General features: G+C 35.9%; 22 protein-coding genes. 5 read left to right on the top strand and 17 right to left on the bottom strand.

Annotated elements, in window-relative coordinates; all coding sequences use genetic code 11:
• Positions 1 to 40: 40 nt before the first annotated feature.
• The 3 genes from ACB089_RS23730 to ACB089_RS23740 form a co-directional block, all read right to left on the bottom strand.
• Positions 41 to 1,516: a hypothetical protein gene (locus ACB089_RS23730; RefSeq protein WP_374964186.1), complete on the bottom strand. Its 1,476-nt coding sequence runs from the start codon at positions 1,514 to 1,516 to the stop codon at positions 41 to 43.
• Positions 1,517 to 2,202: 686 nt separating this feature from the next.
• Positions 2,203 to 3,561, bottom strand: a complete 1,359-nt coding sequence (locus ACB089_RS23735; RefSeq protein WP_374964187.1) for an acetamidase/formamidase family protein — start codon at positions 3,559 to 3,561, stop codon at positions 2,203 to 2,205.
• Positions 3,562 to 3,849: 288 nt separating this feature from the next.
• On the bottom strand, positions 3,850 to 4,077 hold the full coding sequence (locus ACB089_RS23740; RefSeq protein ID WP_374964188.1) for a hypothetical protein: 228 nt from the start codon (positions 4,075 to 4,077) through the stop codon (positions 3,850 to 3,852).
• Positions 4,078 to 4,285: 208 nt separating this feature from the next.
• Between ACB089_RS23740 and lepB the strand changes: the two genes are divergently transcribed.
• Complete coding sequence (lepB, locus tag ACB089_RS23745) at positions 4,286 to 4,828, top strand: signal peptidase I (protein WP_374964189.1); 543 nt, start codon at positions 4,286 to 4,288, stop codon at positions 4,826 to 4,828.
• Between the two features lie 446 nt (positions 4,829 to 5,274).
• Here lepB and ACB089_RS23750 read toward each other — a convergent pair whose 3' ends face one another.
• Positions 5,275 to 5,889, bottom strand: a complete 615-nt coding sequence (locus ACB089_RS23750) for a PH domain-containing protein (RefSeq protein ID WP_374964190.1) — start codon at positions 5,887 to 5,889, stop codon at positions 5,275 to 5,277.
• A 381-nt stretch (positions 5,890 to 6,270) separates the two neighbouring features.
• Here ACB089_RS23750 and ACB089_RS23755 point away from each other — a divergent pair, with 381 nt between their 5' ends.
• Together ACB089_RS23755 and ACB089_RS23760 are read left to right on the top strand one after the other, a co-directional pair.
• Complete coding sequence (locus ACB089_RS23755) at positions 6,271 to 6,993, top strand: response regulator transcription factor (RefSeq protein WP_368638026.1); 723 nt, start codon at positions 6,271 to 6,273, stop codon at positions 6,991 to 6,993.
• A complete protein-coding gene (locus ACB089_RS23760) occupies positions 6,990 to 8,378 on the top strand; it encodes a sensor histidine kinase (protein ID WP_374964191.1) in 1,389 nt (462 codons plus the stop codon). Before ACB089_RS23755 ends, ACB089_RS23760 begins: the two co-directional genes overlap by 4 nt.
• Before the next feature lie 25 nt (positions 8,379 to 8,403).
• Here the strand turns inward: ACB089_RS23760 and ACB089_RS23765 are convergent, their stop codons facing one another.
• The 8 genes from ACB089_RS23765 to ACB089_RS23800 all read right to left on the bottom strand — a co-directional run bounded on the left by ACB089_RS23765 (position 8,404) and on the right by ACB089_RS23800 (position 15,593).
• Positions 8,404 to 8,766, bottom strand: coding sequence for a YxeA family protein (locus tag ACB089_RS23765; RefSeq protein ID WP_374964192.1), 363 nt, complete (start codon positions 8,764 to 8,766; stop codon positions 8,404 to 8,406).
• Between the two features lies 1 nt (position 8,767).
• On the bottom strand, positions 8,768 to 10,636 hold the full coding sequence (locus ACB089_RS23770; RefSeq protein WP_374964193.1) for an FtsX-like permease family protein: 1,869 nt from the start codon (positions 10,634 to 10,636) through the stop codon (positions 8,768 to 8,770).
• Complete coding sequence (locus ACB089_RS23775; protein ID WP_374964194.1) at positions 10,623 to 11,390, bottom strand: ABC transporter ATP-binding protein; 768 nt, start codon at positions 11,388 to 11,390, stop codon at positions 10,623 to 10,625. The genes ACB089_RS23770 and ACB089_RS23775 overlap by 14 nt, the downstream gene beginning before the upstream one ends.
• A 156-nt stretch (positions 11,391 to 11,546) precedes the next feature.
• Entirely contained in the window at positions 11,547 to 11,735 is a 189-nt protein-coding gene (locus tag ACB089_RS23780) for a hypothetical protein (RefSeq protein WP_374964195.1), read from the bottom strand.
• 440 nt (positions 11,736 to 12,175) lie between these two features.
• A complete protein-coding gene (locus tag ACB089_RS23785; RefSeq protein WP_374964196.1) occupies positions 12,176 to 12,652 on the bottom strand; it encodes a glutathione peroxidase in 477 nt (158 codons plus the stop codon).
• A 17-nt stretch (positions 12,653 to 12,669) separates the two neighbouring features.
• Complete coding sequence (locus ACB089_RS23790) at positions 12,670 to 14,004, bottom strand: FAD-dependent oxidoreductase (protein WP_374964197.1); 1,335 nt, start codon at positions 14,002 to 14,004, stop codon at positions 12,670 to 12,672.
• Between the two features lie 13 nt (positions 14,005 to 14,017).
• Positions 14,018 to 15,163 (bottom strand): VanZ family protein, encoded by a 1,146-nt coding sequence (locus tag ACB089_RS23795; protein WP_374964198.1) that lies wholly within the window; start codon positions 15,161 to 15,163, stop codon positions 14,018 to 14,020.
• 142 nt (positions 15,164 to 15,305) lie between these two features.
• Positions 15,306 to 15,593 (bottom strand): DUF6509 family protein, encoded by a 288-nt coding sequence (locus tag ACB089_RS23800; protein ID WP_374964199.1) that lies wholly within the window; start codon positions 15,591 to 15,593, stop codon positions 15,306 to 15,308.
• 171 nt (positions 15,594 to 15,764) lie between these two features.
• Between ACB089_RS23800 and ACB089_RS23805 the strand changes: the two genes are divergently transcribed.
• On the top strand, positions 15,765 to 16,949 hold the full coding sequence (locus ACB089_RS23805) for a DHHA1 domain-containing protein (protein WP_374964200.1): 1,185 nt from the start codon (positions 15,765 to 15,767) through the stop codon (positions 16,947 to 16,949).
• 113 nt (positions 16,950 to 17,062) lie between these two features.
• Here the strand turns inward: ACB089_RS23805 and ACB089_RS23810 are convergent, their stop codons facing one another.
• Positions 17,063 to 17,218, bottom strand: a complete 156-nt coding sequence (locus ACB089_RS23810; protein ID WP_374964201.1) for a hypothetical protein — start codon at positions 17,216 to 17,218, stop codon at positions 17,063 to 17,065.
• A 1,002-nt stretch (positions 17,219 to 18,220) separates the two neighbouring features.
• On the opposite strand from ACB089_RS23810, the gene ACB089_RS23815 reads away from it, so the two are divergent.
• Positions 18,221 to 18,541, top strand: coding sequence for a PadR family transcriptional regulator (locus ACB089_RS23815; RefSeq protein WP_374964202.1), 321 nt, complete (start codon positions 18,221 to 18,223; stop codon positions 18,539 to 18,541).
• 620 nt (positions 18,542 to 19,161) lie between these two features.
• Here ACB089_RS23815 and ACB089_RS23820 read toward each other — a convergent pair.
• From ACB089_RS23820 to ACB089_RS23835, 4 genes are all read right to left on the bottom strand, one after another.
• Positions 19,162 to 19,440, bottom strand: coding sequence for a transposase (locus ACB089_RS23820; RefSeq protein ID WP_374964203.1), 279 nt, complete (start codon positions 19,438 to 19,440; stop codon positions 19,162 to 19,164).
• A 69-nt stretch (positions 19,441 to 19,509) separates the two neighbouring features.
• Positions 19,510 to 20,400 carry a DUF4097 family beta strand repeat-containing protein gene (locus tag ACB089_RS23825; RefSeq protein WP_374964204.1) on the bottom strand — a complete coding sequence of 297 codons (891 nt, stop codon included), beginning with the start codon at positions 20,398 to 20,400 and terminating at the stop codon, positions 19,510 to 19,512.
• Between the two features lie 32 nt (positions 20,401 to 20,432).
• Positions 20,433 to 21,122, bottom strand: coding sequence for an ABC transporter permease (locus tag ACB089_RS23830; RefSeq protein WP_374964205.1), 690 nt, complete (start codon positions 21,120 to 21,122; stop codon positions 20,433 to 20,435).
• A complete protein-coding gene (locus ACB089_RS23835) occupies positions 21,115 to 22,038 on the bottom strand; it encodes an ABC transporter ATP-binding protein (protein ID WP_374964206.1) in 924 nt (307 codons plus the stop codon). The genes ACB089_RS23830 and ACB089_RS23835 overlap by 8 nt, the downstream gene beginning before the upstream one ends.
• Positions 22,039 to 22,222 lie beyond the last annotated feature (184 nt).

Here is a 22,222-nt window from a genome sequence, read left to right on the forward strand (position 1 = left end):
GTGCGAAAGCGCAGTGCTAACGTAGCGACAGCAACTGAAGTTAAACATACGCACTTACAAACGCTCGTAGCTTTTCGAAATGATCGTCAATGAGTAGATATTTTTTATAAATCTCCATTAATTTTTCAAAAACCTCATACTGCTCCGTCACAAATAAAACTTTTAAAATATTTAGCATATGCAAGGATGCGCTCTGTGCTACCAAATAATAAGACGTATCTGGATGATGGTAACGTTGGCGCCATTCTTCCACTGACAAACCTATATGCTGTAATGAATTATTAACATGGAGAGCAATATCTTGCTGAACTGACGCCTCAATCGCGATAAATTGCTCATTACTATAGTTTTTCTGGACTAAAGTGGCATGTATTTTTTTATTGGATGCTAGTACATGTTCTTTTAAAAGCAGGAGCCCTTCTTGATAACGCTCCATTCTTACATAATGATCAAGCAATACAGCATATAAATTTTCTAAAAAATTCAGGTCATAATTTTTAATAATGGCCGGTGGTGTTGGCTTACGATTAGGCAATAACTCCTTATATTCCAACAAAATCTCTATCGCGTAATTATTAAGCCGTTCATCCGCTAACAAATACTCACCGTATTGAATAACACTTTCATCATTCTGCTCCTGATGCGCTATATGAAAAAGAAGATATGCAATCAGAACCTTTTCTTTCTCCGTTAATGCATACATCGAATAACGCCAATCCGCTTCAAAGGAAGTAATTAATGCTTTAACACATCGATAATCCCCTTCTGATAAACGATAGTGCGTGACAATCTGGTAAAGATGTAGCTGTTTTTTTGCTAAACAAGTAGAATTACGGTTATCCACATAAGTTATACACTTATCCAGAGTTTCTTTGTAATTATTCACAAAGTTATTCACATGTGCATAAGTTTTTCGTGTGGATCGTTCAATATGACCCATCATTTCATGGATAAATGTGAATTGTTCTAAGGGTTTGTGGATAAACAGTGAATAAACCTTTTTTATGAAAAGCCAATGCCAAAATTGTGCATCTTCTTTATAAATCATATGCACCAAATATACATTTTCAAATTTATATAAAAATATAGTTTGTAGCTCGTTAACTGGCATTGTAATTTGCATTCGCTTCCCAAAAATTAGCCAGATCAATCGTTCTAAGTCCATTGTATGCTGTGCAAAAAGCTGCTCAAAAAAAGTTTCCTTGCCTTTTTGCGTATAAAAAAAAGCATCGAGACGGTCGTTTACAAATTTAGTATCCAAACCATGCTTGTTAAAAAACGTTTGCATATCTGCCGTTACACGCCCCCAATATTTTCGTGCAGTTGAAAACGCAATATTCATCGCCGTTTCTTCATTCACTAAAAATAAATTTGGTGAAAGTGCAGTACCTAGTATTTTCGGGTCTACCTGAGAGTCCGTCTCTGCCTCCAACCATTTCGAAAGTAACTTTTCAGCACCCTTTTCACCACTATGTTTAAATGTCATGAATAACTGCTCATCACAATCCAACAGCATGTAACTGGAGCCCCCTATCAAATTCTACCAACAAAGATCTTCCCCTATCATGTAAAATACGTACCTAGATGTTCTAACTCTTTCTTCAATATAACAAATCTTATCCAACATATGCTAAATAAATCGTAATATGCATCAAGAAGATACTACAAAAATTTTCGTGCAAAATCGTCAATTCTAGCTACAACCGCATAAAAAAAGCCATCTATAAAGGTACAAATACCTTCTAGATGGGTTAAAAGATTAAGCTTGCTGTTATGAAATATCCAAAAAAAGAACGGCAAATGAGCATTGGACAATCACTCATAAGTTGGTAGCCCATTTGTATTGTCACAATTAGCTCATTGCCTACGCTAGTCAAAGCTAGCGCCATAAAACGCACAACTAATAAAAACTATGCACTATTCACCAATATAATCGAGAAAAAAAGCATTCTCACAACAGTAGACGAACGACCATCTAAATAGTTACAAAAAAATACGTCAAAGTTTTTGACGTATTTTTTCTGCATCGAAATCGTAGCGACAGATGCAAAAATGTTTTTCTGCACCGAAAGCGCAGCGGCAGATGCAAAAATGTTTTTCTGCACCGAAAGCGCAGCGGCAGATTTCCTCCCTACAACACAAAAAAAAGCAAACTATAAAATACTTCTAGTTTGCTTCCTTTTCGGGTCTCTCTTTATGCATTTAATCATATTGTTTTTTCACTGGCTTATAAATTCGTGCTTTTTTCAGTACTGTTTTAGGTACTTGGAAGGTTGCTGTGACAACTCCTGGATGACGACCAATTTCAATCGAGCCTGTAATTGTCGCTCGATTCATAACCTCTGGCTCACTCATCTCAAAGAGCCTTGCAGCACGACTTATAGCATTAGTTGTTGCCTCATTTAATGACGTTCCAGAGCCAACCACCGATACAGGGAATGCCTCCTCCACGTGTTTAACACCAAATTCCTCTGCAAGCTCACGTGCACGACGTTTTTCTTCCTTTGTAAAAGGTTTCGCTGTATATGGTAAATCTTCTGTATTGGGCAACAAAATAGGACCAGCCAAATCTACTTTTTTCAATACACTTACCTGTAGTTGAACAATGCCAGCAACATCCGTTGTATGTCCTGCAATTTCGCCGTCCCCTTGCATTGCGTGCATATCACCGATATACACACCACCGCCTGGAACCTTTACGGGACAAATAATTGTCGCACCCTCTCGAACACGGCTTATATCCATATGCCCATCTGTGCGATGTGTATCTAATTCCGTCTGCGTAAATGCATATTCATGTGGTGCTCCGATTAAAAACGCACCGAAATCACCAGCGTTATGAGAGTCTGGCATCGCCTTTGAAGGTGTCGTTCCAAGCTGCCCTAAAAACGGACGCATTCTTGCCATAACACCTATCAAATCACTTGGTGCTAATGCTACTACAGGATTTTGCACAGAATTTTCAGGTGTGCGCATATAATTTTTCGCATCAAGAGCAATACGGCGAGCCCCTTCTCGTCCAACAGTCACACCAATATTACCTTTATGATCTAATGCCATTGTATAACCATTTGTCATGTTAAAAGGTGATGTTTCTGTATCACATGTCGAACAGCGAATGGACTGCCGACCTATCCCTTTGACAACTGTACTTGGATGCAGCTTACCACAGCCTGGGCATTTTACTGATACGAATGGATCCCCAATAGATCGATCCGGAATTGCCTCATCGTGTCCAGATGCTGTTGCTAATGATGTCACCTGTATGGATTTAATTTTGATGACAATGGCATCCCCTACCTCTGCCCCTTCTACAAATACAGGCTTTGTCACTTCATGCCCACCACGAATCTTTGGTGTTAGCATCGGACCCCAACATCCTGGCGTTGTATTAGCAATAATTGTCCCACCATCTTTTACAGGACCAAGCATTTTCTGTTGTGGATCTAAAATACCATCTATGAACTCATTTACGAATAATGTTTCGGCGGCTTGCGGCGGCTGTACAAGGTCGTCACTATCCTTTTCTTCTTTTTCAAGCACATGCAATTCGTTTATCATTTTCCGTCACGCTCCTAGTTCTGATTATATGTATATAGATTTTTGTTAAAAACTTAAAGTGTCTAAAAAATTCTCCTATATAAAGTTAAATTTCGACATTAAGATCGATATTCCCTTCCATTTCGAGGAAAATGCCACTACACATATGCATTGATAAATCAAAATTGTATAGAAATCACTTCTTTATTAGTGTATTTCTACTATTTTAAAGCTATCTATACATAAAAAAGCGCAGACTCGTACAAATGTATTGTAAAAGTCTGCACTTTATTTTGACCACAATTATCTTCATTTCTTATTATATGTCGGTAGTTTTAGTACTATGAAAATGAGTGTAGTGGTTAACAAGAGAGCTAAAACAATATTGAATGTATTAGGTGGACCAAGAACTCTATAAAGTAATTTATCAAAAGTTGGTACCCCTAACCACTTTATACCTAAAAATACCAATACCCCAGATAAGAATCCTAAAATCATATGGGTCCAATGGACAATTAGAGAAATTTGATTTTTCATAAAATACCTCCTATAAATTTAATAATTTCTAAATTAATTGTATAATATGAATATATTATATTCTGAAAATTTTCATTTATTAAAATTTTTAGGAGCCATGACAAATCTTTAAATGAGTTTAGACGATAATCTATTAAACAAATGAGCCAAAAAAATTATTCAGTAACTCAAATATGTGTGCACCATTGATAAGGAGGAATTGATATTAATGAAGTATAGTAGAACTTTCAAATACTATATAATTAGTTCTATCATTTGTATTTATCTTGTATGCGTCATCTCGCTATATTTCTATAAACCAATTCTATCAATGGGTGAGTCAATGAAACCGACACTAGGTGAATGGAGTATTTTACTAGTAAAGAAACATATAAAACAATATGAACGTTTCGATGTTGTAACTTTTAAATTAAACGATAATGGCTATGTGAAAAGAATCATCGCATTGCCCGGTGAACATATTGCATTTAAAAATGACACTCTTTTTATTAATGGGGACAAGATAGATGAACCACATTTAGCAGCTTATAAAGAAAATGTGTATAATTTTGTACAATTAACTTTGGATTTTACTTTAGAAGATATTTCAGGCGAAATAGTCATACCAGAAGGGTATTATTTTGTAATGGGAGATAACCGCCGCTATAGTACAGATAGCCGTGATCAAACAATAGGATTTATTCTAGAAGAAAATATTGTCGGTCGTGTTGACATTTTATTATTGCCCTTGAGTGATTTAAACGTATTTTAAATATTTCAAGATGTAATATCAAATGAATGTTATTGATGAAGTCTCTATTTGATAGAAGTGGTTCTAAAGTTCACAGAAAGACCACCGCAATTGTTATGATTGAAAGTACGACATGAATAAAAATTACTTTTAAAATTTATTTTTCTAAAAAGAAAATCCCATTTTTCCAAAAGGTTCTGCTTCCTTCATTGTAAATTGCTAATAATACTAAAATCGAGGTAGTAAATATCTATTTTGGACAATAGAACTTTTTCGGATAGCTGCTTTTAACTAACGACTGAATATATAAGTACGTCGTGTATTAGACCATACCAATATATTTAAACTGTACACAATCATCGCTATTTACATTTGATTGTGTACAGCCTATTTGTTCTGTCCATATATTGTGCATGGAAGAATATCTTCAAGCATACTAGTTTTCTTTTTAGTAGCCCTACATTTCCTTAGTTATTCATGTATAAATCAAAAACGTGTGAGAAATCTTCTTTTTTGTATTTGTCCTTATGGTCAATCATCCAATTATTCGCAAATCGTGTAATCTCCTCGAATGATGCGGATGGTGTGACATTGTCATTACCGATACGACCAATTGATGAAGAAGCAATGGATAAACTCTTTTCTGCCACCTCTAACTTGTATGCATTTTGCTTTTGCTCATAGCTAATGGCATGCAACGCTTTATATAAATCTTTAATGTCATCAATAAAACGTTTATGAATGTCAATTGATAATGGCGTATTGTCGATTGTAAATTTAATTTCGACATCAAGATCAATAGTTCCTGCTGTTTCGAGGAAAACTTCACTAATATGGTGCATTGCGTAGTCGTAACGACGCAGTAAACGCTTTTTGCTCATCGCGCTTTCACCGTCTACATGAATAATTGCACGATTTGTAAAGCAATACTCATCTGATTTCGTCTTAATTAAAAAATATATTTTCTCATCAATTTCATGCAGGATAAAATCATCTGCATCCGTCTTATCATAGTCCTCACGAGTAACAACTACCCCAATATCTGAAAGTCCAAGCGCGTCTGCTGCTATTTTTTTAAACATCATTTTCCTCCTAAATGGTTGATACTATTATTACGCTTTTCATCTGTAAAAAGTTTCAAAAAGACCTTGGTATCCCTAAAAATACTAAGACTACAATGGTTAAAAAAAGATCCAATAGTCTATTCATAAAAATTCTTATGACGATTTACAACAATAAAGGGTCTCTGTGCTTTTTGATTGCACAAAAACCCTTTCGTTCATCTTTCATAAACATCTCAAAAAATGGTATCCCCACAGCAACAATGACATCATTTCGTCTTTCAAGTAGGTTTCATTTATAATAAGAAAAAGTCCTTCAAGCTACTTTCAAAAGTAATAGCAATGCGTTATTGTTAAAAAACTATTAGTGATTACATTAAAAGAGGAAGGACGTGTTTAATCATGCAAGAACCAACTATTTTAGTCGTGGATGATGAGGCTGATTTAGCTAATCTGCTAAAAGTCAGTCTACAAAAAGAGGGCTATCAGCAAATTCATACGGCTGGCTCTATTCAAGAAGCTTGGACGAGTTTTCAACAGACACAACCCGATATTGTACTTCTCGATGTGATGCTTCCAGATGGTGAGGGCTACGATTTATGCCGACGTATTCGAGAAGTGTCGCATGTACCAGTCCTTTTCATGTCAGCGAAAAATGAGGAAATTGATAAACTTTTAGGACTTGCTATTGGTGGAGACGATTATATTACGAAACCTTTTAGTCCTAAGGAAGTCGCCTATCGAGTAAAGGCTCAGCTTCGTAGAGCCGGCTATCAAATGCAGGAGACTGCACCAGTTACCCCCGTGAAGACCATACAAGTTGGACCATTCCTGTTAAATGGAGATGAAACGGAGGTACATAAGGACGGCGTTTTATTGGAGCTAACAGCGAAGGAGATTGGCTTGATGGCTTGCTTTATGCACAATCCAAATCGAATATTAAGTAAAGAGACGTTGTTCGAGCGTGTTTGGGGAGAGGACTTTTTCGGCTCAGACAATACCGTTATGGTGCATATTCGACGACTGCGCGAAAAGATTGAAAAAGATGCTTCAAAACCTGTGTATATTACAACTATAAAAGGGCTGGGCTATAAATTTGTCATCCCCAAAGAGGAACAGGGATGAAATGGAAACTAACTGCCCGCTTTCTACTGTCTGTGCTTTCCATTGTCATCATTGTTATTTTTGTGAATACAGCAATTTTAATTGGGTTTTTTATTTTCCAACAGTTCAGTAATTATAATGTTTCTCAGTATTCAGAGGAAAAATACGTTCGTGATTTTCAGCAATATATCGATATAAATAACGAAACACCTTCCGTAAGTAAAGAAGGGCTTCAACAATTGCATCAGCGGAATGCTTGGATTCAATTGCTTGATCATAACGGACAAGTCGTTGATGCCCATTTCGCACCCGAAAAAGCTCCTTCACACTATGCACCGATTGACCTGATTCAAGTTTATAAATATAAAGAATTCGATGCCGATACAACCGTGTATATGGGCAGTAAAGAAGGTATTAGTTATCTGATCGGCATTAAGGGCAGTGGTGTTACTCGATACGTCATGCATTTTTCCGGCTCATCTGTACTACAATTTATTGGTAAATTCGGGCTTCTTATTGTCATAGCGGATCTATTGGTAGCGGCATTGGTAGGATGGTTTTTCGGGCGTACATTAACAAAGCCACTTTATGCAATGATCGAACGAATTCGTCACTTAAAGAATCATGAACATAAGCCTATAAAAATGCCAGGTGGTGTATACAAGCCTGTTTTTGAAAATTTAAATGAAGTATCAAGGGAGTTAGCTGCCCATGAACAAGAACGAAAGCGACTAGAAGAACTACGCGAGGAATGGATCAGTAATGTCTCACACGATATGAAAACGCCTCTTGCCTCGATCCGTGGTTATGCGGAGCTACTGAATGATGGAAAATCGACTCCTTATGAACAAACAGAATATGCTCAGATTATCGAAAAACAATCATTGCATATGCAAGATTTATTGGATGATTTAAATTTAACTATGCGATTAAGACATCAACAGCTTCCACTCAGCTTAACCGAGGTAAATATGGTGCAATTTATCCGCGAAATTGTTATTGATACACTCAATACACCACAATATGAGCAGGCCAATATTGAATTTAATGCAACTGAAGAAGTCATCAAGCATCACATCGACGAACACTTTATGCGACGAGCCGTGATGAATTTTTTACACAATGCATTGCTTCATAATCCTTCAGATGTTGCAGTCAATATTCATGTTGATGATCATTCTATTACGATTTCTGATAATGGTAGCGGCATTTCTGCTGAAGACCTTGAACATATTTTTGAACGCTATTACCGAGGTACAAATACTGAACAAACACTTGGCACTGGGTTAGGTACTGCTATCGCTAGAGATATTATTGAAGCGCATGGAGGAACTGTAACGATGACCTCCGAAGAACAAAAAGGTACAACTGTCATTATTCGATTACCAGTAGAAAAAAAGGAGTAGCCCCTATGCGGACTACCCCTTTTTCTTATTTCTTCATTAGCTCCTGAACTTTTTTAGGTAGCTCATGGAATTTTACTTCATCATATGATGTAACTTCCGTTTCTTTTTTTACATAAAGCTTCATGTATGCATCATGGCGTAAATTTTTCTGAGCTGAAAACTTTAATGTTTGCTCTTTACCGTTTTCGTCATAAGCAGGTATCTCGTACCAATACATTTTCATAATTTCCCCACTATCTAGCTTATATTCCTCTATTTCACCATCAGTAGTGATATGAACATAGTATGCTTCTTTATTTAAACGGTTAAAATCCACGGTCATTAGGACAACAAGACCTGCTACAAACAATAAGAACAATGCTCCTATACCTAAGAAAACCTTTTTCATATTAATTCCCCTGTCTAACAATTTTATAGAATGAACGAACTGTAAAGATATAATATATGCCGTAAATTGCGGAATAAGCAATCATCCACAGTACGACTGGTTTAGTTATATCCATACTAAATAGCTGTGAAAAGGCTAGCAGCGCAAATGCACTATGTGCGATGCCAACAACGAGTGGTGCACTAAAGATAACTGCAACCTGCCCTGCAACTGTTTTTAATATTTGTTTTTTGTTAACACCGATTTTATTTAAAATTGCATATTTAGACTGATCTTCCTCTGCCTCTGTTAAAACTTTGAAGTAAATAATACTTCCTGTCGCAGCTAAAAATACTAATCCTAAAAAGCTTCCTACAAACAATAGCGATCCTACAGTAGCTAGACTATCTTCATAACTTTGCGGAACACTTGAAAACCCTTCCTGCTGTTCAGATGATAATTGATTGTAAATCTCCTGTGAAATGGCTTGTTGCTTCAAGTCATTATCCATACCAACTACCTGCATTTTAACAGCTTCTGCATTTGTTGCAGCGAACACTTTATCATTAACAACGAGTACTGTACCAGCTGGCATAAAGTTTAATACACTCTCTGTATACATTTTAGCAACATGGAATGATTCCCCGTTCTCCAATTTAAACTCTTCGCCGGTAAAATCATGTGAAAAACGTTCATCGAAGCTTGCATCAAGTAAAACTGTTGAACCATCTGCAATGTGCAGTTCTTCATCTTTTCCCTGTAATTTTGCTAAACGATTATAATCGGATTCTTGTAATAATGTATATTCAAAAAATGAAAATTCATTATCGACACGTAAATTTTTCACGGCAAGCGATTCATTGTACAAGACGTCTTCTTGAGAAAATTTCACCGTATCGCCCTTCCACATAAATGTGTTAGGTAACATTTGACGTACAGTGGCCTCCGCATTGTAATACATTCCGAAAACGCCGCCACCTGCTGTGATCGTTGTCGCACTTAAAATAGCGATGATCGAAAGCGATTTAGCATTTGCTCGAATACGGTACAATAATTGTGATACACCAATTAAATTCAAGCCTTTCCACGACCAAGAAGTTGCTTTTTTCAACGTCATTAACACAAATACGCTAACACTATGGAATAACAGATATGTCCCTGCAATTGTCACACCTATCACCATTAGTGGAGTACCTAATACTGTGAAGAATCTCCAAATCTTACTCGTGAAAATATCTAAGGACGCTGTATAATATCCAAATGCAATTAGCGCCGTCCCAAGTAGAGCTACTAAAAGCGATGCACGTGGAATTTGCTCCCCCTGCTTCTCAGCATGAAACAGGTCAATCAGTTTAAATTGATAAATGACACGATAGCCCTGTAAAGATGTGAATAAAAATAGTAAAGTAAAAATCCCTGTTGTATTTACTAGTGCCTCCGAGGAAAATGTTAAACTACCTACAACCTCATAGCCCATCAGACGCACTAAAATCATTAATAAACCTTGTGACATAAAGAATCCTAGAATAATTCCAAATACTAAAGAGACAAGCCCTATTACTAAGTTCTCGAAAAAGAGCATTAAGCCGATTTTCTGTTTACGCACACCTAGTAGTGAGTATAGAGCTACTTCCTTTTTACGTTTCTTCATAAAAAACGAGTTGGAGTACGCCATAAAGATGACGATAAAGAATAATAGCACAACAGAAGATGCACTCATCAAACCTTTAATTTGCTGTGACGATTGTTTTAAGGCTGAAAGATCATCGTTATATTTCAATGTGACAAATGTAAAGTAAATAACGATACTGAATACCATCGAGGCGATATATAAAAAGTAATTCGACAAATTACGTTGAATATTTTTACGCGCTAAACTAAATAACGTCATTTACTCCACCTCCGATGCCAGCAAGCACCTGTAAAATCTCTTGGAAGAACTGCTTTCTTGTTTGAGTACCACGATGAATTTCCTTAGAAAGCTGTCCGTCCTGAATGAATAGTATGCGCTGACAGAAGCTTGCTGCAAATGCATCATGCGTAACCATCATAATAGTGGCAGCTTGAGAATGATTCAGATCACTTAAACTTTCAAGCAAGTCTGTTGCTGATTTTGAATCAAGAGCACCAGTCGGCTCATCCGCAAAAATTAATTTCGGCTCTGTTACTAACGCACGGGATGAAGCTGTACGTTGCTTTTGCCCACCTGAAATTTGATATGGATATTTATCGAGTAACTCTTTTATACCAAACAGTGCGGCTATGCGTTCCACCCTTGCATTAATTACCTTTGTTGGCATTTTTGCAATCGCGAGCGGCAAAACAATATTTTCACGAACTGTTAAAGAATCAAGTAAGTTATAGTCTTGGAAGATAAACCCTAAATTATCACGGCGAAAATCTGCTAACTCTGCATCCTTCATGCGTGCTAAGTTTGCATCGCCAATAACGATTTCACCAGTCGTTGGCGTATCAATCGTGGCTAATACATTTAGTAGCGTCGATTTCCCAGCCCCTGAAGGCCCCATTACACCAACAAACTCTCCTTTTTCTACTTCAAACGATATATTCGATAGCGCTGTAAATGTATTTGCGCCTTTGCCGTAAGTCTTTTCAACATTTTGTACCTTTAATAATGGCGTCATAAACGCTCACCTCTTCTTTCTGACTTTAGTATACGACCCCAAACTTACAGCAAATTTGACGCAAGCTTACAACAACCTTAAATCGTAGGCACAATGTGGGGTGGATTTCCGTTCCGATTGGGCGCTTTGTAGCTGTCGCTTTGCTTTCGCTACAGATTAAACATTTGCCGCTGACGCTTCGCTTTCGCGCAGATAAAACATTGCCGCTGACGCTTCGCTTTCGCGCAGATAAAACATTGCCGCTGACGCTTCGCTTTCGCGCAGATAAAACATTGTTGCTGCTGCTTCGCTTTCGCACAGATAAAACATTGCCGCTGACGCTTCGCTTTCGCGCAGATAAAACATTGTTGCTACTGCTTCGCTTTCGCACAGAGCAAAGCTTCCTGGGGGCGTCAGTCTTCACTCCAATCAACCTATCTACATGACATAAGTTCTAACAAAATGTCAACCAACTTTTTACTTTTATCACCTAACTTTTAAATTTTATCGACATCCACCTGCCAAAAAGCAAAAAAGGATTCACACACAAAATTGTGGGTGAATCCTTTTACTTTATTATGTCGCCCAGTCAGAACGAAGATCAACCTATCCTCATGACATGCGTTTTAACAAAATGTCATTCAACTTTTTAGTTATCGGGGCACTTTCATGAATTATCGATTAACTTTTAATCTTTATCGACTAACTTTCACGTTTTATCAACCAACTTCTGAATTTTATCGACACCCAACTTCCAAAGAGCTAAAAAAGATTCACACACAAAATTGTGCGTGAATCCTCTAACTTTATTCTGCTAATACTTTTTTTATATCATCCTCAAAGCTACTTGGCTTATCAGCTGATCCGTAACGTCCAACAACCTCACCGTTACGATTCACAAGGAATTTTGTGAAATTCCATTTTACACTGTTGCCGAGAAAGCCTTTTGAATGAGATGTCAGATAATCAAAAATAGGATGTGCATCTTTGCCATTGACCTTCACAATTTCATGCATCGGGAACGTCACACCATACGTCAAGCGACATTGTGACGACGCTTCCTCAGCAGTCGCTACCTCCTGCTTAAACTGATTTGATGGGAATCCAAGAATCACAAGGCCCTCATCCTGATATTTTTTATATAAACCTTCTAACTCTTCAAATTGCGGTGTAAAACCACATTTTGAAGCCGTATTAACAATTAACATTGCCCTGCCCTTATAACGCTCTAAGCTATATTCAGTACCATCTTCTAAAGCAATTTGAATGTCGTAAATGCTCATTTCTTATTCCCCCTATGTTATAAACGCGCATTTTTTCTGGCAATCTGCTGTAGAGGATCCCAAACACCATTGAATGGAGGCGCGTAGGCTAAATCTAAATCTAGTAAATCTGGTAACGTCATTTTATTGTATAAAGCTGTTGCAAACACATCGATCCGTTTATCAATTCCTGCCGGTCCAACAATTTGTGCTCCTAAAAGCTGCTGATCTCGCTTACGAACAACAATTTTAATAAATATCCGTTGGGCACCTGGATAATAACCAGCAATATGACGGGCAGACAATTTAAATGCCTCATATTCAAAACCTAACTCTTTCGCATTATGCTCATTAATACCTGTCGTGGCAATTGTTAAATTGAAAAACTTTAAGATTGAAGTACCCACTATACCACGAAACGGCGCAAACTTACCTGACATATTAAGGCCCGCTAAACGACCTTGCTTATTAGCTGTCGTTCCAAGAGGTACATAATCTAAGCGCTCTTTCACAATATTAAAATGGGTAGCACAATCTCCTGCAGCATAAATATTTTCGACAGATGTCTCTAAATGTCGATTGACAATAATGGCACCATTTTTATCTAGCACGATCCCTGTTCCCTCTAAAAACTGTGTATTCGGTCTAATACCTGTAGCCATAATGACTAAATCTGTATCAAATTCGCCATTGTCCGTAATTACACGCTCAACCCGTTGATTTCCCTCAAACGCCTCTACTTTTGTATTTAGCACAAGCTCGATGTCATTCTTTTTTGCTTCCTCATGAACATGTAGCGCAAGTTCTTCATCTAGAATTCTTGCAACATAGCTACCTCGTTGAATTAATCTTACTTTTTTGCCGCAAGCATGTATCGTCTCGGCCATCTCAAGCCCAATATAACCTGCACCTATAATCGTTACATTTTCTATATCTGACGTTAAATCCGCTAGTAAATCATCTAGCTGAGGTATTGTTTTCACCGTGTGTATACCCGTTAAATCTGAACCCTTCTCCACCGGCATAATAGGATCTGCACCTGTTGCAATAAGTAGCTTATCGTAGGGAATTTCAAATGTTTCCCCAGACGACTGCGTTCCAAGAACAAGCTTCTTGTCTACATCAATTCCGTTAACCTCATGACCAACACGGGCATCAATACGATACTTATCACGAAATGTTTCAACGTCTCTTGCGATAAGACGCTTTGTCGATGAAATACGCCCATCTACAACATAGGGCAAACCACACTGCCCATATGAATAAATAAATCCACGTTCTACAGATGTAATCTCTGCTCCTGGTACATTTCGATATATTTCCATTGCTGCTGACATTCCGGCAGCATCTCCACCGATGATTACGTATTTCATCCAACAATCCCCCTTATTTTTTCCTCGTTGCTATTAAGGCTGCATACTGGTCCATAAATAAACGTCTTCTCCCTCCACTTATGATGACACGAACTATATGAATAGCAATAACCATCATTAGAGCAAGGGACGCTATAAAGGCTAGCATGGTAATGACAATTTGTAGTACATAGAATGGTGAGTCCATATCTAATTGAATATGGCCTAGAATTGCGATGATCTTAGAAATACATACTACTACGAGAATTGCCGCACAACGGCGCCAAGATTGATATATGATACTTTTGCCGTTTTCGCTGACCATTGTAAATCGCATAAATTTCATCCCTAACGTTGCACCATTTGTAAAGCTTGGGACAACGCCAAATAGCAACAAGTACAAAGCAATTTTTACTAAAAATTCTAAAGTGTTACTATAACCAATTACAGCACCTATGATCATCCAAATGCAATGTGCAATAAATAGATCTATTGCTAGTGCCAGCAAAATGGATAATGGCTTGACGATATCTTTTTTGGCCATTTCTGCTGCTTTAGCCTCTACCGCTGCATGAGAAGGAAACAACCCCCATACAACAGGTGCTAAAAAGAACCCTAGTAGTGCACCAACACTGTTAAGCATTAAATCATCCACATCAAAAATTCGATACGCACAATTAAAGATGCCATAAATTCCTGTAACTTGTGTTACCTCATAAAACAATGTTAGCAAAAAGCTAAATAGAAATGCACGCTTCCAGTACTCTCTTTTTTTAAGAAAATAACGCAAGTATACGCCAAACGGCATGAGCAGTAAGAAATTGTAGAAGGCTTGAAAAAAAGCTGGTTGTTTCGCGATATAAAGCCATGTAGATGGATTCGTTAGAACAATCCCACTATCTTCTAAAATATCAGTGACAAATTGAAAAGGATGCAAATTATAATAAACTGTATCCGCAGATTGTAGAGAGCAAGTATCTCTTGTTTCTGGGAAAGGTAGCAAAACTAGGCACAGTGCCGATAGAAAGTAAAAAATAAATGAGAACATAATAATTGTTTTAGAAAAAGATAAGTAGCCGTATTTTCGATACGTATAAATCAGCCAAGGTACAAATAGCACAAAGGATAGCATGATTGTTATTAAAAAAGCTACCATAATAGAATGTGTATAAACTGACATAAAGCACCCCTTTGTTTAAAATCCTCTATTTTATTCCATAACTTAGTTTAACCTTTAAACACAACACTAATATTTCAGCAAGCTTAAATAATTCTTAATAAAAAAACAGGTAAAGAAATTTTTCTTTACCTGCACGATTCACTTATGCTTTTGTAATTTCTTCTTTGCAGAAGGCTAAAATTTCTTCTAGCTCCTCATCCTCTAATGCAAAATCTAAATACTCACCTTCAGCTTTTTCTATGATGAAGTAATTTAAAATAAACGACTCTTCACCTTTTTCAGCAATCAGTACTCGAATCTCAATTCCTGCTTCATGATAAAGCTCATCTTCCTCATCAATATCCACATCTAAAATAAATTCATAACGCTTACCTTCAATAATGTTTGTTGGATCTAAAATTTCTTCCACTGAGAATTGTGTAATTTCCATTGTATTATCTCCTTTTAAGTTAACCTGTTCTTTTATATATTAAATCAAATTCAGCATGGGTCAACTAGAAAACTCATATACACCTATAAGTAATTATGCCACAATAAAATGGAACTAATTTAGAGACATGCTTCTCTTAAGGATACTCTACATATAAAGGAGGCTTTTTTCTTGAAAGAGCTACTATATTACCAAGATGTTATGCTACGAGAATTTGATGCAACAGTTGTCAGTAAAGGAACTGACGAAGAAGGCCGTAACTACGTGATGCTATCAAACACTGCTTTTTATCCAACAGGAGGCGGACAACCTCATGACACGGGTACTTTAAATGATATCGAGGTCATCGATGTTGAGAAAATTAATGATGAAATTCGTCATTATATTCAAGGCGACGCTTCAAATTTAGCTGGAGAAGTGCATGGTACATTAAATTGGCAACGACGCTTTGATCATATGCAGCAGCATGCAGGTCAACATATTTTAACAGCGTCTTTTGTCGAGCTTTTCGATGCACCAACTGTTAGCTTCCACTTGGGCACTGAGCAGGTCACAATTGATATTGCTGTAGACGCGCTTACAGAAGAACAGCTTGTAGCCGCGGAAGCTCGTGCCAATAACATTATTTTAGAGAATCGTCTAATTGAAACGAAGTGGATTACAGAAAAGGAACTTGAAAACTATAACCTACGTAAAGAGGTAGCGGTCACAGGAGACATCCGACTAGTGATCATTCCCGATTTTGATTACAACGGATGCGGCGGTACCCATCCAACATCAACAGGACAAGTCAGCGCGATAAAAATTCTTGGAACGGAAAAAATGAAAGGCAATATTCGTGTTTCTTTTGTTTGTGGCCATCGAGTTTTAGCAGAGCTTGCCATGCGAAAGAAAGTACTAGGTGACGTGGCAAGACAATTAAGCGTACCTGAAGCTGAATCCGCTACAGCACTTACAAAAATCTTAACAACACAGAAAAATACAGAAAAAGCACTTTTGGCGGCAAAAGAAGAGCTACTAAATTATGAAGCAGCAGCGCTAGTTTCAAGTAACGAGCGCATTATTACTGCCGCCTTTAATCAGCGCACTATGCAAGAGCTTCAAAAATTAGCAAGAACTATTGTCGCTGAGCAGACAGAAGCTATCGTATTACTTGTTTCAGAAAATGAAGACAAGCTTCAGTTTGTCGCAGCTCGTGGTGCAAAAGTTGAGAAAAGCATGAAGGACATTGCTGCAAAGGCACTGCCACTCATTAATGGAAAAGGTGGCGGTAGTGATCAGATGGTACAAGGCGGTGGCGAGCATATTATCTCTACCGAGCAATTATTTAAAGCTATGCATGAAGTACTTGACTAACCTTTCAAATGACAAAATAGGAGTTATCTAATTATTCAGATAACTCCTCACTTCGTTTATAGCTTAAACTTTTGCATTACTCCGTGTAAACCTTTCGACATTACTTACTGTAACTATTGATCGTTCATCGTTTCTACTGCTTTTAACTGCTCTATTGTAGCATCTGTCACCTCACATACATACATACATACATACATACATACATACATACATACATACATACATACATACATACATACATACTTCCTTGCTTCATTGGTAGTTGCCACCATCTCCTCCTTCGACACTGAAACTTCCTCAGTATTAGTAGACATTTGCTCAGTCGAAGCATTTTTCCCTCAATATACCCGTAATCTCGCCAACTGCACGCACCATTTCTTCAAAACGTTCACTTACTGCCTCAATGAATCCTAAATCACACTCAACGTACTCCTCCCTATTTAAAACGTTAAAGAAAAAAATACGACGTTTATGAATGAGCGATAAAGTACAAATTGAAATATGGTAAATTCAAATTAGTTAAATAACGGTAGAAGAAAAAGGGATTTTAACTTGTGAAGAACGGCTTATTTAAAATAATAACAGTGCAGTTATAGTGTTATTACGAAATATCTTAACCTTTAGAATTTATTCAACTATAATTCTTCTTTATTGTAACTATCTATTCAGACTTATTATTAATATTATTCTTGTTTGTAAGCTAATACATAATAATAAATTTTATTAGTATACTCTCAAATAATTTTTTTCAGATTCGATTAGTTCTTTCTCTAAGTAAATTTAAAGTGTCTACAGTTCGAATTTGTAATTTTATCATATCAATATAAAGTTTTAGGTGTGTTGATTAGCCATTTTTATCCTTCAAGTTAATTCAAAGACGCTGATTTCCGCTACGTGATACTCTCGCTTTCCTGCTGGCGAGCGTCGAGCCCAATTCTTCCGCTACAATCAGTTAAAGGTGGGAATATATTAGCGAAATGACAACAAAAAACCCTTTTATCACTCAATTAAATCTTTATTTAATCAACACGCCTGATAAAGTTTATTGGAAGTATTAAATATTGCTCAAAGGTGGATCTATTTTGGATATTCTTACGTTTTTAATAACATGTAGGAAATTTTATCAAAGTGAAGCATTGGTGCCCAATACTTCACTTTAACTGTATTTAACTTAATAGTCATAGTCATTACTAGTTCCCATCAACAGCATTTTAATTTTGTTCTAAATTTAACATATAACCTTGTGTTTATATGAATGTGAGGTAGATAACATGACGTTTCAGCTTGGCTCTTCTTTACTCGACGCCTGTGTACTTACCATAGTGGAAGTAGAAGATGCTTACGGTTATTCGTTGACGCAACAAGTGCAATCTGTTATGGATATATCAGAATCGACGCTTTATCCTGTACTACGCCGCTTGCAAAAGGCTGATTTATTAACAACGTATGATTGTTCATTTCAGGGAAGAAATAGGCGGTATTATCGTATTACCGAACTAGGGCGTATTCGATTATTGGAGCTACTTACCGAATGGCGAATTTATAAACAGAAAGTTGATAGTGTACTATTAGGTGAGGATATATATGGATAAAATGAGCTTTTAATCCGAATCATCATTATAACTAGTGATTTGTTCTGCGCTTAGAAAGCTGTGGTACTAGCTCATGGTTTTTAAAAGCCTGACAACCGCACTTTCTATTAATTTTTCATAGTACTTTTTTACTCATGGTCGGACACTTTCTTCTCGTGCCCTCAATTATATTGAGTTAACTTTCATTCCTCTATAATCCATTTAATTTAAAGTACTTAATTAGCTTCTCACATTTAAGAGAGTTACTATGTTGCAACTAGTAACTCTCTATTTTCACTACTTAATAAATTCCTTCTACAGCCTTCTCACCTTCAGTCAGTGTTTCTGTATAAATACGTACCTTATTAGAATCAGATTACATCGCTTTACTCCCCGTAATGCGCTTAGCATTTCAAAAATTGGTAGTTATCCTCTTCCAGCTTAAGTGAACCAAGTTTGCAGAACCTCTTTGGGAAATCTTTCTTCCATAGGTTTAGCTGTTCCCAAAATACGTTTAAAATATCTACCTCTTCTTCTCTACTGCTTCCCAGCTAGAGCCTCTTTTTATGATATCCCTTAAGTAAACATTTTCAGAAAGCTGCTTAGTTAGATAATACTATTTTTTTATAAACATTTGGATTTCACTTGTTTATGAGATCTTTTAAAAGAGCAATTTCTAAATTTTTTTCACCTAGTAACAATTTTAACCTATCATTCTCTAGGATTAATTGTTCTGTTTGAGAAAACATTATTTTTTTTTCATCATTCATATATTTCCCTTCACGATATTCACGAACCCATCTATTGGCCATATTCGGACTTAAATTATTTTTCCTAGCAATTAAAGAGATATTTTCATATTCTATTGCTTCTTTAGCTATTTTGATTTTATATTCAGTTGCGTATCTTACCCTTTTCATGATAGATAACTCCTTTCGAAAATATTACTCATTCAAATAAAAATTCGAAAATGAATTCCAGAAAAATAATTATTTGACCATTAAATCGCCTGAAGTAGTTTTTACATTCAATAAATTTTCCCCATCACCGATTACTCCGATAGCTGAGTTTTTATCCTTGTCCTTATACATGATGTCAGGTAAACTAACATCTAATTCCCCCGAGTCCCCCTTGAATATTACACTAAGTGAATTTGGATTTTTTTCAAAATCCACTATTACATCACCACTTGTTGTGTTTATATCTAATTCTTTAATCATACTTCCCATTTTTAATGTTACATCCCCTGAAGAAGATTCAATTTGACCACTTTGAGAGTCTAATAATTGGGTCCCTACCTTACCACTCTTTGTTTTAACTATAAATGAAGTAATTATATTACTATCCAATTTTATATCACCACTAGTAGATTGAAAAACAGCATCGCCTTTTGTTTCGGTACCTACAAGTGTTTGAGATCCCGAAGTTGTTGCTAACTCCATATTATCTACAACTATGTTTTCTACCTCAATTAGTCCAGAAGATGTAGACACATTTAACTTACGATATACTTTTTCAGGTAAAACAATACTTACATTTATATCCTTTTCACTTCCTAATTTAATACCAATTAAATTTTCATTTGAAAGATACTGAACTTCTAATTGACCATTCAATTCTTCCACTTTTAGCTTGTAATCTTTTTTAAGATCTTTTTTAATCTTGCCATCCAACTTAACTTTTATTTGATCAGTTTTATCCGATGTGATTCGAACATTTGCAGAAGATGTTTTAATGTTCAAGGAATCAATCTTATTACCATCAATTATTTTTTCTTCCTCTACTTTTACAGTTGCATAAACAGACTTATAAATGGATGTTCCGACATACACAACTGCAAGTAGTAAACAAATTACTACTCCTATTAGCATCTTTCTCATGCCCTATTTCTCCCTTCATACTCATTCAATTTTTATATATCTACGTATTCAATATTTCTAACTGTTAGATATCCAATCAGGATTCCAATAAGCCCAAGCGATATAGGAATTGCAATAAATGAAAACAAAGTGAAGTTATTACCAGTAGAATTTGATAATGTTACTAAAATAATTGATGAAACAATTGTAGCCGGGGCTGACTTCTTACGCATTCCAAAAAATAGAGGAATGAGGCTTAATCCGGCTGAGGCCAATGCACCGAGAAAGCTCGCCATTAAATTTCTATAAATATCCTCAACACTAATACCTCCAGGAATAATATTGTACATAGTATCCAGTAAATAAATTAAAGCTCCAATAAACAGTGTAGAAAGCATAATCGTTATAAAAGTGAAGAATACAATAATAATTAACTTGGCCCACATAATTTTTTTTCGGCTAATTGGGTAGGTAAACATGATATCAATTGACTTGTTCTTATATTCATCTATTACTAACTTGACCATTATAATCGAGGAAAAAATTAAAAACGTAGCCCGAATTATAGAATTACCGATACTCATTACCATATCAAAATTTTCAAATGGGATATTCCCATCGTTTTTTTCTATAAAAAATATCATACTGAGAAAAGCGATAAAACCAACATTCGCTATCAAAACACCTGGCCAATAATCAAACAGCCTGAATTTCTTTATTTCAAGTTGAATTAGTTTAAGCACTTATTTCACCTCCATTGATAATTTTCATAAAGTAATCTTCTAATGTATGTTCTCTTTTGTTAATTTCGTTGACAAGGACTCCATTTAAAATAAGTGCTTTAGAAATTTCTCCTTGAGATATTTCTAGTTCATAAATACGAATAGTATGATCATCAATAACCTTGAAGTTGTTAATTTTTATGATTTCATTAATTACATATGAAGATCTCTTAATATCATCTGTTTTTATCTCAATATACTCCATTTTCTCTGACTTAATACTACCCATTAATACTTCCTTAATTAGCTTTCCATCCTTAATGATACCAATTGTATCAGCGATTTGCTCTATTTCCCCTAGAATATGACTAGATATCACTAAAGTAATTCCATAATCGTCTCTCAAAATCTTAAACAGAGTTCGAAGCTGTTTAATTCCTACTGGATCAAGGCCATTTAATGGTTCATCAAGAATTAAAAGATCTGGTTTCGTTATGATTGCCCTCGCAATACCAAGTCGCTGTCTCATCCCTAAAGAAAAATCCTTTACTTGTTTTCCTTCAAAATTCTTTAAATAGACCATATCTAGGGCAGAATCAATAGCTTCTTTGTTATAATATCCCATATATTCACAATGAAGCTTTAAATTTTCGCGAGCAGTCATTTTTTCATAAAATACTGGATATTCGATAATATTTCCTATTCTCTTACATATTTCATAAGAGGTTGGTGTCAACTTTTGTCCACAGACCATTATTTCTCCTTTAGTCGGTTTTATTAAGTTTGTAATCATTCTCATGACTGTTGTTTTTCCTGCACCATTCGGTCCTAGAAAACCATAAATCTCACCCTTTCTAACATTCATGTTCACATTTGATACAACTTCTTTACCCTTGTAAATTTTTGTTAAATTATTAGTCTGTATTATGTTATTCATTGTGCCACTTTCCTTTCGTTTTACATCTTTCTATAAAAGTATATTCAATGAAATTCACTTTTTTATTAACTGTTCCTTAAGAATTTCTTAATTTTATACATAATATCCCATAAAAAAAACCCATTGCAATGCCTTAAACAATTAGGTAATCCAACGATCTTATTAAGATTTAAAACTCTTTAAA

The sequence above is a fragment of the Lysinibacillus sp. RS10 genome (genome assembly GCF_041956855.1).
Taxonomy (GTDB): domain Bacteria; phylum Bacillota; class Bacilli; order Bacillales_A; family Planococcaceae; genus Lysinibacillus; species Lysinibacillus xylanilyticus_A.